The organism is Gryllotalpicola daejeonensis, assembly GCF_039538145.1.
Taxonomy (GTDB): Bacteria; Actinomycetota; Actinomycetes; order Actinomycetales; family Microbacteriaceae; genus Gryllotalpicola; species Gryllotalpicola daejeonensis.
In genome coordinates, this window is record NZ_BAABBV010000002.1 from 613,569 (window position 1) to 631,859 (window position 18,291).

Annotated in this window: 17 protein-coding genes; 9 read left to right on the forward strand and 8 right to left on the reverse strand. The window is 69.1% G+C overall.

Going from position 1 to position 18,291, the window contains the following annotated elements; genetic code table 11:
• Positions 1–13: 13 nt before the first annotated feature.
• The 3 genes from ABD736_RS15745 to ABD736_RS15755 form a co-directional block, all read right to left on the reverse strand.
• The gene (locus ABD736_RS15745) at positions 14–889 is read right to left on the reverse strand and encodes an HAD family acid phosphatase (RefSeq protein WP_344792828.1); all 876 of its coding nucleotides are present in this window, start codon (positions 887–889) and stop codon (positions 14–16) included.
• Between the two features lie 106 nt (positions 890–995).
• A complete protein-coding gene (locus tag ABD736_RS15750; RefSeq protein WP_344792829.1) occupies positions 996–1,256 on the reverse strand; it encodes an acylphosphatase in 261 nt (86 codons plus the stop codon).
• A gap of 49 nt (positions 1,257–1,305) precedes the next feature.
• On the reverse strand, positions 1,306–1,473 hold the full coding sequence (locus ABD736_RS15755; protein ID WP_344792830.1) for a hypothetical protein: 168 nt from the start codon (positions 1,471–1,473) through the stop codon (positions 1,306–1,308).
• Positions 1,474–1,514: 41 nt separating this feature from the next.
• Between ABD736_RS15755 and ABD736_RS15760 the strand changes: the two genes are divergently transcribed.
• Positions 1,515–2,273 carry an aminoglycoside phosphotransferase family protein gene (locus tag ABD736_RS15760; protein ID WP_344792831.1) on the forward strand — a complete coding sequence of 253 codons (759 nt, stop codon included), beginning with the start codon at positions 1,515–1,517 and terminating at the stop codon, positions 2,271–2,273.
• On the opposite strand, the gene ABD736_RS15765 is transcribed toward ABD736_RS15760, so the two are convergent.
• The 3 genes from ABD736_RS15765 to arfA all read right to left on the reverse strand — a co-directional run bounded on the left by ABD736_RS15765 (position 2,270) and on the right by arfA (position 6,949).
• Entirely contained in the window at positions 2,270–3,523 is a 1,254-nt protein-coding gene (locus tag ABD736_RS15765) for a multidrug effflux MFS transporter (protein WP_425555043.1), read from the reverse strand. The two genes, ABD736_RS15760 and ABD736_RS15765, sit on opposite strands and share 4 nt — an antisense overlap.
• Positions 3,524–3,654: 131 nt before the next feature.
• Positions 3,655–5,412, reverse strand: coding sequence for a CocE/NonD family hydrolase (locus ABD736_RS15770; RefSeq protein WP_344792832.1), 1,758 nt, complete (start codon positions 5,410–5,412; stop codon positions 3,655–3,657).
• 16 nt (positions 5,413–5,428) lie between these two features.
• Positions 5,429–6,949: an arabinosylfuranosidase ArfA gene (gene arfA, locus ABD736_RS15775; RefSeq protein ID WP_344792833.1), complete on the reverse strand. Its 1,521-nt coding sequence runs from the start codon at positions 6,947–6,949 to the stop codon at positions 5,429–5,431.
• A 94-nt stretch (positions 6,950–7,043) separates the two neighbouring features.
• On the opposite strand from arfA, the gene ABD736_RS15780 reads away from it, so the two are divergent.
• A complete protein-coding gene (locus ABD736_RS15780; protein ID WP_344792834.1) occupies positions 7,044–8,096 on the forward strand; it encodes a LacI family DNA-binding transcriptional regulator in 1,053 nt (350 codons plus the stop codon).
• 194 nt (positions 8,097–8,290) lie between these two features.
• Entirely contained in the window at positions 8,291–9,607 is a 1,317-nt protein-coding gene (locus ABD736_RS15785) for an ABC transporter substrate-binding protein (RefSeq protein WP_344792836.1), read from the forward strand.
• Here the strand turns inward: ABD736_RS15785 and ABD736_RS15790 are convergent.
• Positions 9,597–10,787 carry an ROK family protein gene (locus ABD736_RS15790; protein WP_344792837.1) on the reverse strand — a complete coding sequence of 397 codons (1,191 nt, stop codon included), beginning with the start codon at positions 10,785–10,787 and terminating at the stop codon, positions 9,597–9,599. The genes ABD736_RS15785 and ABD736_RS15790 overlap by 11 nt on opposite strands.
• Before the next feature lie 147 nt (positions 10,788–10,934).
• Here ABD736_RS15790 and ABD736_RS15795 point away from each other — a divergent pair, with 147 nt between their 5' ends.
• Positions 10,935–11,210, forward strand: coding sequence for a hypothetical protein (locus ABD736_RS15795; protein WP_344792838.1), 276 nt, complete (start codon positions 10,935–10,937; stop codon positions 11,208–11,210).
• Between the two features lie 91 nt (positions 11,211–11,301).
• Here ABD736_RS15795 and ABD736_RS15800 read toward each other — a convergent pair whose 3' ends face one another.
• Positions 11,302–12,720, reverse strand: a complete 1,419-nt coding sequence (locus ABD736_RS15800) for a GH1 family beta-glucosidase (protein WP_344792839.1) — start codon at positions 12,718–12,720, stop codon at positions 11,302–11,304.
• A 206-nt stretch (positions 12,721–12,926) separates the two neighbouring features.
• Between ABD736_RS15800 and ABD736_RS15805 the strand changes: the two genes are divergently transcribed.
• The 5 genes from ABD736_RS15805 to ABD736_RS15825 are packed head-to-tail and all read left to right on the forward strand — an operon-like array spanning position 12,927 to position 18,255.
• Positions 12,927–14,534, forward strand: a complete 1,608-nt coding sequence (locus ABD736_RS15805; RefSeq protein WP_344792840.1) for an ABC transporter substrate-binding protein — start codon at positions 12,927–12,929, stop codon at positions 14,532–14,534.
• Positions 14,521–15,588 (forward strand): ABC transporter permease, encoded by a 1,068-nt coding sequence (locus ABD736_RS15810; RefSeq protein ID WP_344792841.1) that lies wholly within the window; start codon positions 14,521–14,523, stop codon positions 15,586–15,588. The genes ABD736_RS15805 and ABD736_RS15810 overlap by 14 nt, the downstream gene beginning before the upstream one ends.
• Positions 15,588–16,589 (forward strand): ABC transporter permease, encoded by a 1,002-nt coding sequence (locus ABD736_RS15815; RefSeq protein ID WP_344792842.1) that lies wholly within the window; start codon positions 15,588–15,590, stop codon positions 16,587–16,589. The genes ABD736_RS15810 and ABD736_RS15815 overlap by 1 nt, the downstream gene beginning before the upstream one ends.
• Positions 16,586–17,467, forward strand: coding sequence for an ABC transporter ATP-binding protein (locus tag ABD736_RS15820; RefSeq protein WP_344792843.1), 882 nt, complete (start codon positions 16,586–16,588; stop codon positions 17,465–17,467). Before ABD736_RS15815 ends, ABD736_RS15820 begins: the two co-directional genes overlap by 4 nt.
• The gene (locus ABD736_RS15825; protein ID WP_344792844.1) at positions 17,467–18,255 is read left to right on the forward strand and encodes an ABC transporter ATP-binding protein; all 789 of its coding nucleotides are present in this window, start codon (positions 17,467–17,469) and stop codon (positions 18,253–18,255) included. Before ABD736_RS15820 ends, ABD736_RS15825 begins: the two co-directional genes overlap by 1 nt.
• The last annotated feature ends 36 nt before the right edge of the window (positions 18,256–18,291 follow it).

Below are 18,291 nucleotides of genomic sequence, written 5' to 3' on the forward strand. Positions count from 1 at the left end.
CCCGCGCGCCCGCCTACGGCAGGTAGTACATCGGGTTCGGCAGCTTGTACTGCTCGCCGTGCGCGGCGCCGGTCAAGTCGGAGTACTGGTCGCCGAAGTCGGCGACGATCGTGTAGCCCTGCGACTCGATGTGCGCGCGCGTGCCCGACTTGTACTCGATCGTCGTGCAGCTCGCGGCGGCGCAGCTCAGGTACGGCGGCGTCGTGGGCTGCTTCAGGAAGAGCTTCGAGTCGTCGATCGTGCCGTAGCCGGTGCTCGCCAGGTTCGCCTCGGTCGCGGCGCGCTGCGCCTCGGGGCGGCCGGTGATGAAGAACACCGTATAGCCGTGCGCCTTGGCGAACTTGTACAGGCCGACCATGCCGGGCACGGCCGGGAACGCGCCCGCGTTCACCCAATAGCCGTTGACCGTCGGGTTGTAGCCGAACGCGTTCGCGACCTCGTAGTCGTAGGTGTTCAGCAGCGTGTCGTCGACGTCGAAGACGACGGCCGGCTTGGTCCCCTTGGGGGCGCGCGCCTGCGGAGAGCTCAAGTACTTCTCGGCGCCCGAGACGATCTTCGCCATCTGCTTGGCGTAATTCGAGGTGCTCGACGGGATCGTCGCCGTGACGTCGTCGCCGACGCCGGGGATGTCGTAGGTGGTCGTCGCCGCACCGTAGTACGCCTTGATCTGATCCTCGACGATGCCGATGTTCGGCTCTGCGTTGCCGTCGGTCGGCACGGCGGCGTTCATGGCGAGCGCGCCCGCCGCCTGGCGATCGACCGCCGTCTGCTTCGCTGCAGACGGCGGGCCGGGGTGGGCGCTGGCGGCGAAGGTGCCGCCGAGCACCAGCCCGCCGGCTGCCAATGCGGCGCCGATGAGGATGGGAAGGCGATTCGAAGTGCGAGTCACGGTGGCCCCCGTTCAGGTGTATGGAAGGTGAACTGCTGGTGAACATAGCAGTCCCACCGTTCCGGGGTGTTGCGGGCTCGCGTCGTCGGGGATCGACCCGACTGCGTCAGTGCTCGATGAGAAACGCGTCCTCGTGGAGCACGGGCGTCTCGGCGACCTCGACGGCGGCGACGCGCGCCGCGCGCGGCCCGCGCTCGAGCCACGCGATCATGCGCTCGACCGCGCCGGACTCGCCTTCGACCTCAGCCTCGACGCGCCCGTCGGGCAGGTTGCGCACCCAGCCGGCGACGCCGAGCTCGCGTGCGTGCTCGGCCGCGGCATAGCGGAACCCCACGCCCTGCACGTCACCGCTGACGACTGCATGCACTCGTCTCACGGCAGTCGCACCCGCCTCATCGCCGTGAAGGAATCGCGCCCTACGATCGGGAGAAGACGTTCATCGGTAGCGCGAACGCGAGCGCGATCGAGACGATGCCGCCGAAGAACACCGCGGCCTGCCAGCCCTGCAGCTCGGGGGCGACAGCGAAGAGCACGAAGCCGCCGACGAAGAAGATTGCGGCGAGCACGAGCTTGATGACAGTCATGGGTCCTCCTGTGCTCCAGCCTACCGGGCAGACTGGGGCACGTGGACGCGACCGCCGCCTATCTCGACGCCTGGCAGCTGACGCCGGATGCCCCGCCGGTCGTCACCCGCTCGAGCGAGGTCACCTTCGTCCGCACCGCCGACGGGACACCGGCCGTGCTGAAGCTCGCGCGCGTGCTCGAAGAGCAGCGCGGCAACGCCCTCATGGCGTGGTGGTCGGACGCGTCGCCGGCCGGCCCCGGCGTCACGGCGTCCGCTCGAGTGCTGCAGCACCTCGGACCGGCGGTGCTGCTCGAGCGCGCGGGCGGACCGCGGTCGCTGACCGAGCTCGCGGGGCGCGACGATGACGCCGCGACGCGGGTGCTCGCCGAGACGGCGCTGCGACTCCACACCGCGCCGGACGACAAGGTGCAGCTGGTGCCGCTTCGCCGCTGGTTCCGAGATCTGCTCCAGGGATCCGATCACCGTCTCACCGCTGCCCGCGAAACGGCGCTGCGGCTGCTCGACGACCCGTGGGACGAGGTGGTGCTGCACGGCGACATCCATCACGGCAACGTGCTCGACTTCGGCGACGACGCTGGGCCGGTCTGGAAGGCGATCGACCCCAAGGCGCTCATCGGCGAGAGCGGCTTCGACTACGCGAATCTGCTGTGCAACCCACACGGCTCGTTCGCGGCGAACCACGAGCCGGCTCGGCTCGCGCGGCGCGTCGAGGTGGTGGCATCCGTCACCGGGATGCCGGCTGAGCGCATCCGCGACTGGCACACGGCCTGGCACGCGCTGAGCGCGCTCTGGGGCTAGTGACCGATGTCCGGCACCGTGCGAGGCCGCACCACGAGCCAGAGGCCGAGCACCGACAGCGTCGAGGTGACCACCATGATCGCGCCCATCGGCAGGCCGCTGGTGAGGTGGAAGAGGCCGACGATCGGCGCGACGACGCCCGCGAGCACGAACTGGAACGCGCCGAGAAGCGACGCCGCGGTCCCCGCCTCGTGCGGGTGCGAATTCATCGTGAGCACGCCGACCGTGGGGAATCCGAAGCCGCACGCGCAGATGAAGAACCAGAGCGGGACCATCACGCCCCACTCGCCGAGACCCGCCGCGCTGTTGATGACGATGACAACGGATGCCGCGAGCATGACGGCCGTCGACCAGGCGAGGATCCACTGCGGGCCGATGCGGTGCGACAGGCGCCCCGCGGTCTGCACGCCGATGATGATGCCGACCGAGTTCACGGCGAACAGCAGGCCGTACTGCTGCGCGGAGAAGCTGTAGAGGTCCTGGAACAGGAAGGTGCTCGCCGAGAGATAGGCGAACAGGCCCGCGAAGTTCATCGAGCCGACGAGCACGATGCCGATGTAGATGCGGTCGGTGAGCACCGCCTTGTAGCGCGCGCGGGTCGTCGAGTGCACCGAGTGGCCCCGGGCCGACTTGGGGCGGGTCTCGACGATCCAGAGTGCGACGCAGCTGACGACGAAGGCGCCGTAGGCCGCGAGTACCCAGAAGATGCCGCGCCACGGCATGATCAGCAGCAGCTGCGACCCGACGACAGGGGCGATGACCGGCGCGAGGCCGTTCACGAGCGCGAGGTTCGAGAGCATGCGCACGAGCGGGCGGCCGCCGAACAGGTCGCGCACCATCGCCTGGGCGACGACACCGCCAGCGGCGGCTCCGAAGCCCTGCAGGAAGCGGAAGACGCTGAGCACCTCGACGTTCGGGGCGAGCGCGGCGCCGAGGCAGGCCACGATGTGCAGGCTCGTCGCGAGGATCAGCGGCAGGCGCCGGCCGACGCGGTCGCTCCACGGACCCACGAGCAGCTGGCCGATGCCGAAGCCGACCGTCGTGGCGGTCAGGGTCAGCTGCGTCAGCGACGTCGTCGTGTTGAGGTCGACCTGGAGCGTCGGCAGCGACGGCAGGTAGGTGTCCATCGTGAACGGGCCGAGCGCCGTGAGCGCGCCGAGGATCAGCACGTAGCTGAGCCGCTGTCGCGCGCTCAGCGCGTCGCCCGGGTGGCGGTGCGGTGCCGGCTCGTCGGAGGCGGACAGGGTCAGGTCGAGAGGTGCGGTGGAGGTCAAGCGAGGTCCTGTGCGAGTGGTGCGGGGCGGAGCGCCGGCCGCGGGTCATCGAATCTCATCGAATCGATTCGAGGGCGCAGGTCAATGCTACGCGACGCTCCCGGTCGTCAGTAAGTCGACAGTGGCACCAAAATGGGCCTTTTTTGTGACACCGTCTGCAGAATGATGCGGCTCGGCCGGGGCCGGCCGTGACCGATGCGGTACTCGGCGGGGACGGCACCGGCGCCGGACCCTTCAGGATCGAACACGTTCGTGCCGACCTGCCAGCGCGGCGACGAGCTCGGAGCGAGATCGACCCGCACCCGGTGACCGGGCAGGAAGGTGTGCGCGGTCGACCACAGGTCGATGACGAACTCTTCGTCGCGACCGGGAGCGAGCGCGCGCCGCGGCCCCGCGCCGGTCACGTCGTCGACCTCGCGTGCGGACCCGCGCTGGATGCCGTCGGCGATGACGACACTGCGTCCGTCGGGGTACTCGTCGCACAGCCGGACCACGACGTCGGCGTCGGTCCCCGTCGTGGCGAGATGGACGACCGCCTGCACGCCGCCGAGCACGGTGAGCTCGCTGTCGAGCGGCTCCGTGCGCCAGGAGAGGACATCGGCACGGCCCTCGATCGCGCGCTGATCAAAGGGGCCCGCGTCGTATGAGCCGAACAGCAGGACCGCGCCGCCGACGGTCGGCACCGGGTCGAAGGGGTCGCTGCGCAGCCGCCGCTCGCCCGCGGACGGCGGGGCGGCCGTCAGACCGCCGCCGGGCTCGAAGAAGAGCTCGACCGACTCGCCACCGGCGGGCGGGAACTCGTCGAGAGCGACCCAGCGATTCGCCCCCATCACGAACACGTGAACCGCCGGCCCTTCCGGCTCCGCGTCACGCAGAGCGGCGTCGAACCAGCGGACGTGCAGCTCGGTCAGGCTGCCGTCGCCCCACAGCTCGCTCGCGGCAGCAGCGGCGCCGAAGTCGACACCGCCGATCACTCCAGACATGTTGCTGTGCGACCACGGGCCGACGATCAGGTGGGGCGCCGGCCCCTCACCCCGCTGCGCACGGCGATGCAGCCGGCGATAGAGCTCGAGCGTCGCGCCGAGGAACACGTCGAACCAGCCGCCGACGAGCAGCACCGGCACGTCGATCTCGTCGATCCGGTCGACCACTTTGCCGATGCGGTGCAGGTCCGAGTCCAGCTCGGCGCGAAGCATCCCCAGTCCCCATGCGACGGCCCCCTCGACTTCCGCGGCGCCAGGCCACCCGGGGCGGAACGCCGCGCCGGTTGAGATCGCGTCCTCGGTCGCGCGCCAGCGACGCTCCTCGTCGTCGCGCGCCGACGGCTCCCCGATCCGCGAGATCCAGTTCGGGGCGATCGCGTAGTGCGTCCAGGCCAGCGAGCTTCCGAGCTCGGGCACTCCCCCGCGGAACCGGAACCCATCGAGCGCCGACATGGACGGCGTGACCGTGGCCGCGATCGCGCGCAGGGCGGTCGCGCCGCCAAGGAGTGCGGAGAACTGCGTGTCGGAGGCATACGACGACCCCCACATGCCCACCGTGCCGTCGCATTCCGGAAGGCCGGCGAGCCACGCGACGGCGTCCGCGCCGTCGTCCAGCTCCTGCACGCAGGGGTCGAAGACGCCCTCCGAGCCGAAGCGACCGCGCACGTCCTGCAGCGCGACCAGGTAGCCCGCCGCGACGAGGCGGGCGACGTCGATCAGGCCCTCGCGCTCGTCGTTCTCGACGTTGTACGGATGCCGCAGCAGCAGCGCCGGCCACGGCCCGTCCCCCGGCGGCGAGAGCAGAACGGTCCGCAGACGCGTCCCGTCTCGTAGCGCGCACATCTCCTCGCGGCGGCGGCCGACCTCACTGCCCTGTGGCATGCGCTTCCCCGGCAGCTCAGCCGAGCGCGATCGCGGTCCACGACACCGGCGGCAGCGTCACCGTCAGCACCCCGTCGGCGAGCGCGGCGCTGTCGTTGGGCGCAGGAGCCACCCGGTTCTGCTCGCTCAGGGTGTTCTTGGCGTACGGGTCGGCATCGGCGAGCGTGACCGCCTCGGTCACGCGCGCCAGCCCGAGGCTGCGCACGTCGATCGTGACCGTCGCGGGCTCGGTGAGGTCGCGGTTGACGAGGAACACGGCGGCGTGGTCGTCGTCGACAGTGGCGACCGCGTCGATGACGGATGCCTGACCGTGACGCGCCGTGTCATAGGTGGGCGATTCGATCACCGGCCTGAGCACGTTCCCCGACGCCAGCCGGCTCGTGATCGAGAACGGGTAGAAGGTCGTCTGACGCCACGCCGGGCCGCCCGGCTCGGTCATGATCGGCGCGATCACGTTGACGAGCTGCGCGAGCGACGCCGAGGTCACCCGGTCGCTGTGCTTCAGCAACGTCATCAGCAGGTTCCCGACGACGACGGCATCCGCCACCGAGTACACGTCCTCGAGAAGTCGCGGAGCGTGACGCCACTCGGCGGAGGCCGCGGCGGCCGGGTCCGGGTTGTCGCCGTCCTCATCCGACTTGTGCAGGTACCACACGTTCCACTCGTCGAACGAGAGCATGATCTTCTTGCTCGACCGCTTCTTGTAACCGACGTGGTCGGCGGTGGCCACCACGGTGTCGATGAAGTAGTCCATGTCGAGAGACGACGCGAGGAATGATCCGAGGTCGCCGTTGTACTCCTGGTAGTACGCGTGGCACGAGACGTAGTCGACGAACTCGTAGCTGTGCTCGAGAACCGTGCGCTCCCAGTCGCCGAAGTGCGGCATGCCCGAGCCCGACGACCCGCAGACGACGAGCTCGAGGTCGGGCTGAGCCGTCTTCATCGCCTGGGCAGTGCGTGCGGCGAGCTTGCCGTAGTCGTCCGCAGACATGAACCCCGTCTGCCAGTTCCCGTCCATCTCGTTGCCGAGGCACCACATGCGCACGTTGTGCGGCTCAGGCGACCCGTTCGCGATCCGCAGATCGGAGAGCGCGGTGCCGGAAGGATGGTTCGCGTATTCGAGGAGGTCGAGGGCTTCGAGGATGCCGCGGGTGCCGAGGTTCACGGCCAGCATCAGCTCGGAGTCGGTGAGCTTCAGCCAGCGGGCGAACTCGTCGAGGCCGACCTGGTTCGTCTCGATCGAGCGCCATGCGAGGTCACGCCGCACGGGGCGCTTGTCGCGGGGGCCGACGGAGTCCTCCCACCGGAACCCCGATACGAAGTTGCCGCCGGGGTACCGGATGGTGGTGCTGCCGAGCTCCTTCACCAGCTCGACCACGTCGAGCCGGAAGCCGTCCTCGTTCGCCGTCTCGTGCCCCGGCTCATAGATGCCGTCGTAGACGCAGCGCCCGAGGTGCTCCACGAAGGATCCGAAGGTGCGGCGGTTGACCGGGGCGATGACGGCCTGCTTGTCGAGCTCGATGTGGGCGCGCGCCAATTAAGGGGTCCTTTCGAAGGAAATTCCGGGTTCTCCTAGCCTTTCACGGCGCCGCCGGGTTCACCGACACTGCGCGCGCAATATGGTGGGCGGCATGTCTCCACGGCCGATCAGCGCCCGACCGACCCTCTCGGCGGTCGCAGAGGCAGCCGGCACCAGCATTCCCACGGTGTCGAAGGTGCTGCGCGGCGGCACCGACGTCTCCGCAGAGACGCGCGCCAAGGTCATGGCAGCCGTGCAGGCGGTCGGCTACGTGCGCAAGGGCATGAAGAGCGCACTCACGGCCGACGCCGCGTCGGGCGACAGCGGGCTGTCGAACCTGCTCGAGCTGGTCGTGACGCACCTCGAGGGCTCGTGGGCGAACCTCGTGCTCGCGGGCATCGGCCACGAGGCGGCGAGCGCGGGGCTCGACGTCGTGCTCACCCTCGCCAAGCCGGACACCGATTGGGCATCCCGCATCCTCCGCCGCCGCAGTGTGGGCATCGTCGGGGTGCTGCTCGACCCCGGCACAGCGCAGTTCAGCACGCTGTGCGCCGCCGGCATTCCCATGGTGCTCATCGAGCCGATGCAGGCCGCGCCCGGGGGCACCGCGGGCATCGGCCTCGCCAACTGGGACGCGGGGCGGCTCGCTGCCGAGCATCTGCTGTCGCTCGGGCACCGCCGCATGGGCGTCATCGCCGGCTCCCCGAAGCACATCTACAGCCGGGCACGCGTCGATGGCTTCCGTTCGGCGGTCGCGGCGGTCGGCGCCCCTGACACCGCCGTCGCCGTGGCGCCCGGCCGGTGGAAAGAGGATCGCGCGGCCGCCGACACCCACGAACTGCTCGACAAGGACCCGACGATCACCGCGATCTTCGCCTGCTCTGACTCGATGGCCCTCGGCGTGTACAGCGCGCTCGCGGAACGCGGCTTGCGCGTCCCCGAGGACGTCAGTGTGGTCGGCTTCGACGACTTGCCCGAGGCGCACTGGATCAGCCCACCGCTCACGACCGTGCGCCAGCCGAGCCGCGAGATGGGCGAGAGCGCTGTGCGGATGCTGCTCGACCTCGCCCGAGCAGAGAATCCCACCGACCGCGCGCGCCCGCGCCTCGAGATGGCGGCGGAGCTGGTGGTGCGGGCGTCGACCGGGCCGGCGCGTTCCGCCTAGGCATCCGTCTCAATATTTCTAGGCATCCGTCTCAATATATTTGCGCAACTTTTGGCTGCGCCGATCGTTGCGCGTCGTGCTTCGCCGTGCAAATAATGACTACAGGGCTCCGCATTCGCGATTCTTTGCGCAACTTCTTGCGGAGGCCCGTCGTTCAGCGCAGAGCGGTGGCAACCGCCGAAGGGGAAACAGCAATGAAGCAGCCTCAGAAGACAGACATCTCACGGCGGGGGCTGCTCACGGCGGCAGCCGGCACGGCGGCGACCATCGCACTGGCGGGGTGCACACGGGCGGGCTCGGACTCGGGTTCGGGCGGCAAGCCGATCGCGTTCTGGAACATGCCATGGGGTGGCACCCAGTTCGCCCCGACCGACAAGAAGATCACCCTGGCCTACAAGCCGAGCGGCTCGCTGCCGCGTGCGACGTACCAGTCGATCGCCTGGGCGAACTTCACGCAGACCTTCGCGTCGGCGATCGCCTCGAACACCGGGCCGGCCGTCAGCAGTGGAAGCGGAACCCAGGCCTTCCAGTTCGCCGAGCAGAACAAGATCGCCTATGCGGATCACCTGCTCGACTCGTGGAAGTCCAATGGGCTCTACGACGACTTCCTGCCCGGGCTTCTCGACACGATGAAGACCCCGAAGGGCTACGTCGCCGTGCCGTACAACCTCGACATGCGCGTGCTCTGGTATCGGAAGTCGCTCCTTGAGAAAGCCGGCGTCGAGCCGCCGACGGACTGGCAGTCGTACCTCGATGCCTGCGCGGCGCTGAAGAAGCTCGGCATCTACGGCTTCGGCGCAGCCTCGGGCACGAACGGCAATGCGTTCCAGGCGCTCGTCAGCATCATGATCAACAACGGCGGCGGCCTCTTCGATGAGGACCAGCAGCCGAACTGCGTGACGAAAGAGAACACCGACGCGCTCGACTGGGTCGTCGAGCTGGTGCGGAAGGGCTACGTCGACCCGCGCACCGCCGGCTACACGACCTCGAACGCCTACGCGCAGTGGAGCGCCGACAAGTTCGCGATGGGGTTCGAAGCGCCTGGCCTCGCACAGCAGGTCTCGGCCGCGGCCCGGAAGGACATGTTCGTCGCAGATCCGCTGACCTCGGCGAACGGAACGAAGGGCACGCTCTCGTTCCCGAACAACATCATGATGTACAAGAACACCCCGAGCCAGAAGGGTTCAGAGGCGTTCCTCACGTACTACTTCAAGAACATGTCGCCGCTGTGGACGAAGAACACCGGCATCGGCCTGCCCGTTCTCAAATCGATCGCCAACACGCCGGAGTTCCAGTCAGACGCCAACGCCGCGAAGATGATCTCGGACTGGCAGCCCATCGCGAAGACGTGGGCCGCGCCCGGCGGCGCCGCCCTCTTCTCGAACGTCACCCTCGTCGACAGCACTCCGGCGATGTCGACGTTCGCGCAGCAGGTCCTGTCGCTGAAGGCGACCCCTCAAGAGGCGCTCAAGACGCTGCAGCAGACGCTGACCTCAGAGATCAAGAAGTAGGCGAGCCGATCGACGCCGGGTCGGTCAGCAGTGGCTCGAACGCGAGCTCGGCGGCGCCGATGAGCAGGATGTCGCTGCCGAGCCGCGTGCGCGTGATCTGCACGCCCTCGAGCGTCTCGGGCAGCGTCGACTGCGCCACTGCCCGGTCGAGCACGGCGCCGTCGGCCTGATAGAGGGTCGCGAGGAATCCGCCGAGCACCACGAGTCGCGGGTTGAAGAGCGTGAGGGCGGTACCGAGCGCGATTCCGAGCAGCCCGAGCTGGCGCCGCACCTCCTCGCGCACGGCCGGGTCCTCGGAGGCCAGCACGGCGGCGGTCAGGCTGTCAGCATCGACCCTCGCGCCCTCGAGGCCGAGCAGGTCGAGCAGGCGCGCGCGGCTGACCTCGGCTTCGAAGGTGCCGGCGAGCCCGCCGGAATCGACCGCGTCCGACGACCCGACGCGCACGTGCCCCAGCTCACCTGCGTGACCGGCCGCACCCGTGAACGCCGCGCCGCCGAGGATCACCCCGCCGCCGATGCCGCTCGAGCCGCCGTTGACGTAGATGAGCTCGCTCACGCCGACGCCGGCGCCGAAGACGTGCTCTGCATAGGCGCCCAGCTGGGCGTCGTTCGATGCGCGGACGGGCATGCCCGTGGCATCCGCCAGCAGCTGTGCGAACGGAACGTCGACCCAGCCGAGATGCGGCGCCCGGCGCACGAGGCCGTCGGCTTGGCGCACGAGGCCCGGCATGGCGACGCCGATGCCGACAACGTGGTCGACGGATGCCGTCTCGACCAGCCCGGCGATCGCGTCGGCCGCCGCGGCGACGGCTTCGTCGGGGCTCGGAACGTGATCGAGCGCGACGCGGCGGCGCTGCTGCACGCGGCCGTCGAGCCCGACAAGACCCACGGTGACGGCGTCGATCTCGGGGTTCACGGCGAGCGCGGCGATGCGCGGGTTCGGCGAGATGACCGGGCTCGGGCGGCCGACGCGCAGGTTCGCGTTGGGGCCGGATTCCGTGACGAGACCCAGCTCGACCAGCTCGCCGACGAGCGCGCCGATGGTCGAGCGGTTGAGGCCGGTCTCGCGCGTGACGTCCGACCGAGACACCGGGCCGACGTGGTGCGCGATCGTCAGCACGGTCGACAGGTTGTGCATGCGCACGCTGTCGAGGTTGTTGCCGCGCCTGGTCGGGCTCACGCGCACCCCTTTCTCGAGCTCGCCGATGGTCGCCTCCGAGCATCCCACGAACTGGGGCGCGGTGCCGCGCACGCAGCGTGCGCCGCGCTCTCGACGCGACCGAGACGCGCGACTAGGTTGAAGCGAATCGCACTCGATCGGAGCAGCATGAACAATCCCATGGTCGGCTTCGCGCTGGCGCCGCTCATCGCCCTCATCCTCTACGTGCTGCTGTTCGGGTTCATCGCGTGGACGCTCTATGCCGTGATCCGAGGCGCCGCCCGCACTGCGCTCGACGATCACTACCGCAAGGTGCAGTGGTACGAGCAGACCGGGCTCTGGTACAGCGGCAGGCCTCCGAAAGGTCTGCCTGATGCGACCCAGCTGAGCCGCGAGGAGCGCAAGGAGCTGCCGAAGGACGCCAGGCCCGAGCGCGGGACGTAGCTCCCTCTTCCTGCGCTTCAGCGCCCTCGCGAGGATGCCGAGCAGGCATTGCCGTTGCGGTTGACTGTGCCCTGCACGGCAGGCTCGACCCCTACGCCTCGGGAATCGTCCCCGTCGCGGCGAGCTTCGCGTACCAGAGTGCGCTGTCCTTCTTCGTGCGCACCTGGGTCTCATAATCGACGTGGACGATGCCGAAGCGCTTCTCGTAGCCGAACGCCCACTCGAAGTTGTCCATCAGCGACCACACGAAGTAGCCGGTCAGCGGAACGCCGGCCTCGATCGCGCGGTGGGCGGCGGCGAAGTGACGCAGCAGGAAGTCGGTGCGCTCCGGGTCGTGCACCCGGCGCTCGCCGCCCTCTTCCACCACGCCGTCGTCGAAGGCGGCGCCGTTCTCGGTGATCACGAGGTCGTACTCGGGGTAGAGCTCGTGCGTCGAGACCAGCAGGTCGTAGAGACCCTTGGGCTGGATGTTCCAGCCCATCGCCGTGACCGGGCCCGGCACGTCGACCCACTCCACGCGCGTCGCGCCCGGGAAGGGCGTGCCCTGGCTCGGGTGCTCCTCAGCACTGCGCTTCACAACGTCGATGTTGTAGTAGTTGATGCCCACGACGTCGACCGGCTGGTGGATCAGCTCGAGGTCGCCGTCCTGCACGAACGACCAGTCGGTGATGTGCTTCGTGTCCTCGAGCAGGTCGGCCGGGTAGACGCCCCGCAGCTGCGGGTCGGTGAAGGCGCGGTTGCGCAGCGCCTCGATCTGGCGCTTGGCGTCGACGTCCTCGGGATTGCTCGGGTCTGCCGCGTAGACGGAGGCCAGGTTGTTGGTCACCGAGTACTTGGCGTCCGGCTTCGTCACCACCTTGCGCAGCTCGATGAGCGCGAGTCCGTGCGCGAGGTTGAGGTGGTGCACCGCCTGCAGGCTGGCGAGCTCGTTCTGGATGCCGGGGGCGTGATGCCCGTTCGCGTAGCCGAGGTAGGCCGCGCACCACGGCTCGTTCAGCGTCGTCCACACCGAGATGCGGTCGCCGAGGCGCTCGCCGACGACGCGGGCGTACTCGGCGAATGCGTAGCTCGTCTCGCGGTTGGTCCAGCCACCGCGGTCCTCGAGGGTCTGCGGCAGGTCCCAGTGGTACAGGGTGACGACCGGCTCGATGTCGCGCGCGATCAACCCGTCGATGACACGCTCGTAGAAGGCGAGGCCCGCCTCGTTCACGTCGCCTGTGCCGTCGGGGATGATGCGGGGCCACGCGATCGAGAGGCGGTATGCCCGCAAGCCCAGGCTCTTGATGAGATCCAGGTCCTCGTCGACGCGGTGGTAGAAGTCGACGGCGACGTCACCGGTGTCGCCGTTCGCGACCTTCCCGGGGGTGTGGCTGAAGGTGTCCCAGATGCTCGGCTTCCGCCCGTCCTCTGCGACGGCGCCCTCGATCTGGTAGGCAGCGGTGGCCGAGCCGAAGGTGAAGCCCTCGGGGAAGGTCAGACCGCTCACGCGGAAGTCGTCGGTGGTGCTCATTACGAACGGAAACCTCTCCATTGATGTCTGGCGTCGCATCGACCCACGATGAGGTGAATCGGTTAAGTGAAACCCTACCGGGAAGCGGGGCTCGTTCTTCCCGGCGGGACACGCGAAACGTAAGCGCTTTCGGTGGTAATCGATGCGTAACACTGTGCTGGGAAGCTCGCGTGTACATCGGCGTACTCGCAGACGGAGGAACAGGAATGCACCAATTCAGACGAGTGGCCGCCGTCGCGGTCGTCGGCACAGCAGCAGCGCTCGTCCTCGCGGCGTGCGGCTCTGGTGGAAGCTCGAACAATTCATCATCCGGTGCCGGCAAGAACCTCGTCGTCGACACGACCTACGACCTGGTCACGCTCGACCCGGGTCGCGACTTCGAGTTCACCGGCAACCTGATCGACGCGCAGCTCTACGAGACCGCCCTGACCTACAAGGGCGACGACCTCTCGAAGCCCGTTCCCGAGATCACCACCTACTCGATCTCCGACGACGACAAGGTCGTCACCCTCAAGCTCAACGGCAAGCACACCTTCTCCGACGGCAAAGCGGTCACGGCCGACGACATCGTCTTTTCGTACCAGCGCCTCCTGGGCCTCGCCGGCAACCCGTCGTTCCTGCTGCAGGACCCCGCAGGCAAGAACATCGAGATCGCGAAGACCGACGACAACACCGTCACGCTGACCAGCTCGGTCGCGAACCCCGCGCTGCCGTTCATCCTGCCGAACCCGTCGCTCGGCATCGTCGAGAAGTCCGTCGTCACCGCGAACGGCGGAACAACCGACGAGAAGGACTCCGCGCAGTCCTACCTCGACGCGCACTCGGCCGGCTCCGGCCCCTACGAGATCAGCTCGAGCGACATCAAGTCCCGGGTCGTGCTGACGGCGAATCCGCACTACGCAGGTGACAAGCCGGTCTACACGAAGGTGGTCGTCCAGAACGCGACGGGCGCGACCCAGAAGGTGAACCTGCAGTCGGGTGCCGCGCAGTTCGCGACCGACGTCTCCCCGCAGGACGCGAAGTCGCTCGAGAGTGCCGGCAAGATCAAGACCACCTCGGGCGCCTCGCTTTACACGCTGTACGCGTGGTTCAACCAGATGCCGCAGTTCGGCGGCCCGGTCGCCAACGAGGACTTCCTCAACGCGGTGCGCCACGGCATCGACTACGACAAGATCCTGAAGCTCGTCGGCCCCGGCTCCGTGCAGCCCGGCGGCGTCGTGCCGCAGGGCGTCTTCGGCTCGCTCAAGTCTGACCCGAGCAACAGCTACGACCCCGCGACGGCGAAGTCCGACCTCGAGAAGTCGGGCTACAAGGGCCAGGCGATCAAGCTGCTCGTCGACAGCGAGGCGACCGCGGGCAACGCGAGCTTCCTGACGATCGCGCAGACGATCCAGGCGCAGCTGAAAGAGATCGGCATCAACCTGCAGCTCGAGCCGCAGCCCGGCGCCACCGCGCTCGCGACATTCCGCTCACACACCTTCCAGGCGGGCTTCGCCGAGTGGGGCGCGGACTTCCCCGACGCCTCTGACTACGTCGCCTTCGGCCCCGACCAGAACGTCGGCCTGCGCGCCGGCTGGGCGACCGGCAAGGGCATCGACAGCGCAGAGACGCTGAAGCCGCTCTTCGACAAGGCGCTGACCACGACCGACAACTCGGCGCGCGAGAAGGCCTGGCAGGACGTGCAGACCGAGATGAACAAGGTCGGCCCGTTCATCCCGATCCTGCAGCCCGGAGCGCTCGAGTCCTACTCGCCGTCGGTGAAGGGCGTCGTCTACAACCCGCTGTGGAACGTCAAGTTCAGTGACCTCAAGTAATACCCGCAGCACGGGTGGGTCCTTCTTCGGGGCCCACCCGCTGCTGCGCTACATCACCATCCGCCTCGGCATCAGCCTGCTGCTGCTGTGGGGCGTCACGTTCATCACCTTCGTCCTGACCAACCTCGTGCCAGCGAACCCGGTCGCGTCGGTGCTCGGCGAGACCGCGATGAACAACCCGCGCATCGTGGCCGCCACCGAGCACCGCCTCGGCCTCGACCGGCCGCTGCCCGTGCAGTACGGCCTATACCTCGTGCGGCTGCTGCACTTCGACTTCGGCACGTCGAACCAGACTCAGATGCCGATCCTCGACGACCTCAAGGTCGCCTTCCCCGCCACGATCGAGCTCGCGCTGTACACGATGGTCCTCTCGGTGATCATCGGCCTCGGCCTGGCGATCTACGCGGCGCTGCACCGGGGCTCGATCGCCGACGTGATCATCCGCCTCGGCAGCCTCGCCGGGCTCTCGGTGCCGCTGTTCTGGCTTGCGATGATCCTCTTCTATCTGCTGTCGGTCGTGTGGGGCGTCCTGCCCGGCTCCGGCCGGCTCAACCCGGTCTTCAATCCCCCTCCGCATGTCACCGGCCTGTACACGGTCGATGCCGCCATCGCCGGCGACTGGTCACTGCTCGGCTCTGCGTTCGCGCACCTGGCCCTTCCGGTGCTCGTGCTCACGCTCTACACGCTCGCGACGCTCGTGAAGTTCTTCCGCTCTGCGTTGCTCGACGTCACGGGCAGCGAGTTCGTGACGGCCGCCCGCGCCAAGGGTCTGCCCGAGCGCCAGGTCGTCTCCGGCTACATCGTTCGCGGTGCGCTGCTGCCGATCCTCACGATGATCGGCCTCGCCTTCGGCTCGCTGCTGTCGGGCGCGGTCATGACCGAGACGGTGTTCTCGTGGCAGGGCCTCGGGCAGTACGCGCTGCAGGCGTCGACCCACCTCGACATGCCGGCGATCATGGGTGTCGGCATCGTGATCGGAACGGTGTACATCACGATCAACTTCGTCATCGACATCCTCTACGGCATCATCGACCCCCGCGTCAGGAGGCGCTGATGAGCGACGCACAGCAGACGCCCGCAGAGGCCCAGGCCCAGGCCCAGGCCCAGGCCCAGACCCACACCGCGACGCAGACCCGGCAGGCCGAGGAATCCGTCGCCCCGCCCGAGCCCACGCAGGACCCGTTCGCCGTCCTGCCGAAGCGCCGCTTCAGGCTCAGCGTGCCCGCGCAGTGGCGCACGCCGTTCGCGATGGTCGGCGCGGTCGTGATCGCGCTCTGGATCCTCGTCGCGATCTTCGCCGACCTCATCGAGCCCTACGACCCGCTGAAGCAGGTGGGCGGCGCGAACGAGCCGCCGAGCGGCGCGCACCTGTTCGGCACCGACCTGCTCGGGCGCGACGTGCTCTCGCGCGTGCTGGCCGGCTCGCACGTGTCGCTGCCGGCGCCGATCGTGCTCGTCATCGCCTCGCTCGTCATCGGCGTCGTTCTCGGCCTGATCGCGGGGTACTTCGGCCGCGCGGTCGATGAGATCATCATGCGCGTCACCGACCTGGTGCTCGCCTTCCCGTCGATCATCCTGGCGATGATCATCGTCGCCGCCACCGGCCCCGGCATCGCCCACGCGATGGTCGCGATCGTGATCGTCAACTGGCCGCAGTACACCCGCGTGACGCGCTCGCTCGTGATCTCGGCGCGCTCGTCGGAGTACGTCATCGCGGGCCGGCTGATGGGCGCGAACTGGTTCACGAGTCTCGGGCGAGACATCCTGCCCAACATCGCCTCGCCCATCCTGGTGCTGGCCACGCTCGATTTCGGCAACCAGATCCTCGCGCTCGCGTCGCTCTCGTTCCTCGGCCTCGGCGCCGTGCCGCCGCAGCCGGAGTGGGGCTCGATGACCTTCGACGGCCTGCAGAACTTCTCGGCGTGGTGGATCTCGGCGTTCCCGTCGCTCGCGATCTTCACGCTCGTGATCGCGTTCAACCTGCTCGGCGACGCGCTGCGCGACGCGCTCGACCCGCGCACGCAGTCGCGGCTGAATGAGGGAGGCGCGCTGTGAGCGACGTGGCTTCGAGATCAGGGGCCGGGGATTCCTCAGGCCGCGGCACCCCGCAGGGGGCCGCCGTCACCGTCGCCGGCCTGCGGCTCACGATCGACGGCAAGCCGATCCTGAACGGAATCGACCTCGAGCTGCCGCGCGGGAAGGTCACGGGCCTCGCGGGTGAGTCCGGCTCCGGGAAGACGATGACCGGCATGACGCTGATCGGGCTGCAGCCCGACAACGCGGTCGTCACCGGGTCTGTGCTCTTCGACGGCCGCGAGCTCGTCGGGCTGCCGGCGCGGGAATGGGGGTCGGTGCGCGGCACCCGCATCGCGATGGTGTTCCAGGACCCGACGGCGAGCCTGCACCCCATGCTGTCGATCGGCCGGCAGCTGACCGACCACCAGCGGCACCACCTCGGGCTCCCGAAGCGCGAGGCTCTCGCGCGCGCCGAGTCGCTGCTCGAGCGCGTCGGGGTGCCGGACCCGGCCGGGGCCCTCAAGAAGTACCCACACGAGTTCTCCGGCGGCCAGTTGCAGCGCATCGCCATCGCGAGCGCGATCGCCTGCGACCCCGAGCTGCTGATCGCGGACGAGCCGACGACCGCCCTCGACGTGACAGTGCAGGCAGGCATCCTCGCCCTCTTGCGCTCGCTCTGCGACGATCTGGGCCTCACCGTGGTGCTGATCACGCACGACTTCGGCGTGCTCTCATCGCTCGCCGACGAGATCGCCGTGATGCGCGGCGGGGTGATCGTCGAGCACGGGTCCCGCTACGACGTGATCCGGCAGCCGACGCACCCGTACACGCGCGAGCTGATCGAGTCGCTGCCGATGCACGAGCTGGCAGAGGCCGGTGCGCTCGGCGCGCCCGGCGCGTCTGAGGGGACGGAATGATGGGCGAACAGCTCACGATCGACGATGTCCGGGTCACCTACAACGTGGCCGGGCGCGCGGCGCTCAACGCGGTCGACGGGGTGTCCTTCACGCTCACGCCCGGGGCGGTGCTGGGGCTCGTCGGCGAGTCGGGCTGCGGCAAGTCGACGCTCGCGCGGGCGATCTGCGGCCTCGTGCCGCTGTCGGGCGGCTCGGTGACGTTCGGCGACGTGCCGGTCGGCTCGATGGGACTCTCGGGGCGCGACCCGCGGCTGCTGCGCATCCAGATGGTGTTCCAGAATCCGTACGCCTCGCTCAACCCGCGCCGCCGCATCGGCAAGCAGATCGAGGACGCGCGCCGGATCCACCCGACGACCGCGCCGACCGTGGGTGAGCTGCTCGACCAGGTCGAGCTGCCGCGGTCGGCGGCCGCGGGCTACCCGTTCCAGTTCTCGGGCGGCCAGCGGCAGCGCATCGCGATCGCGCGCGCGATGGCGACGGGGCCCGACGTGCTGATCGGCGACGAGCCGATCGCGTCGCTGGATGCCTCGCTGCAGTCCCGCGTGGCGCAGCTCATGCGCCGGGTCGCGCTCGAGTCGGGGGCGTCGCTGCTGTTCATCAGCCACGACCTCGCGATCGTGCGCACGATCGCCGACCGGGTGCTCGTGATGAACCGCGGCAAGGTCGTCGAAGAGGGCGAGACCGACGCCATCTGGGGCGCGCCGCAGCACCCCTACACGAAGCGGCTGCTCGGGGCGATCCCCGCGGTGGACGGCCTGGGGCGCATCCCGCTCGTCGCGCAGCCCTAGCCGCCGCCCCGACCCCGGTTGCGCCACTACCTTCCG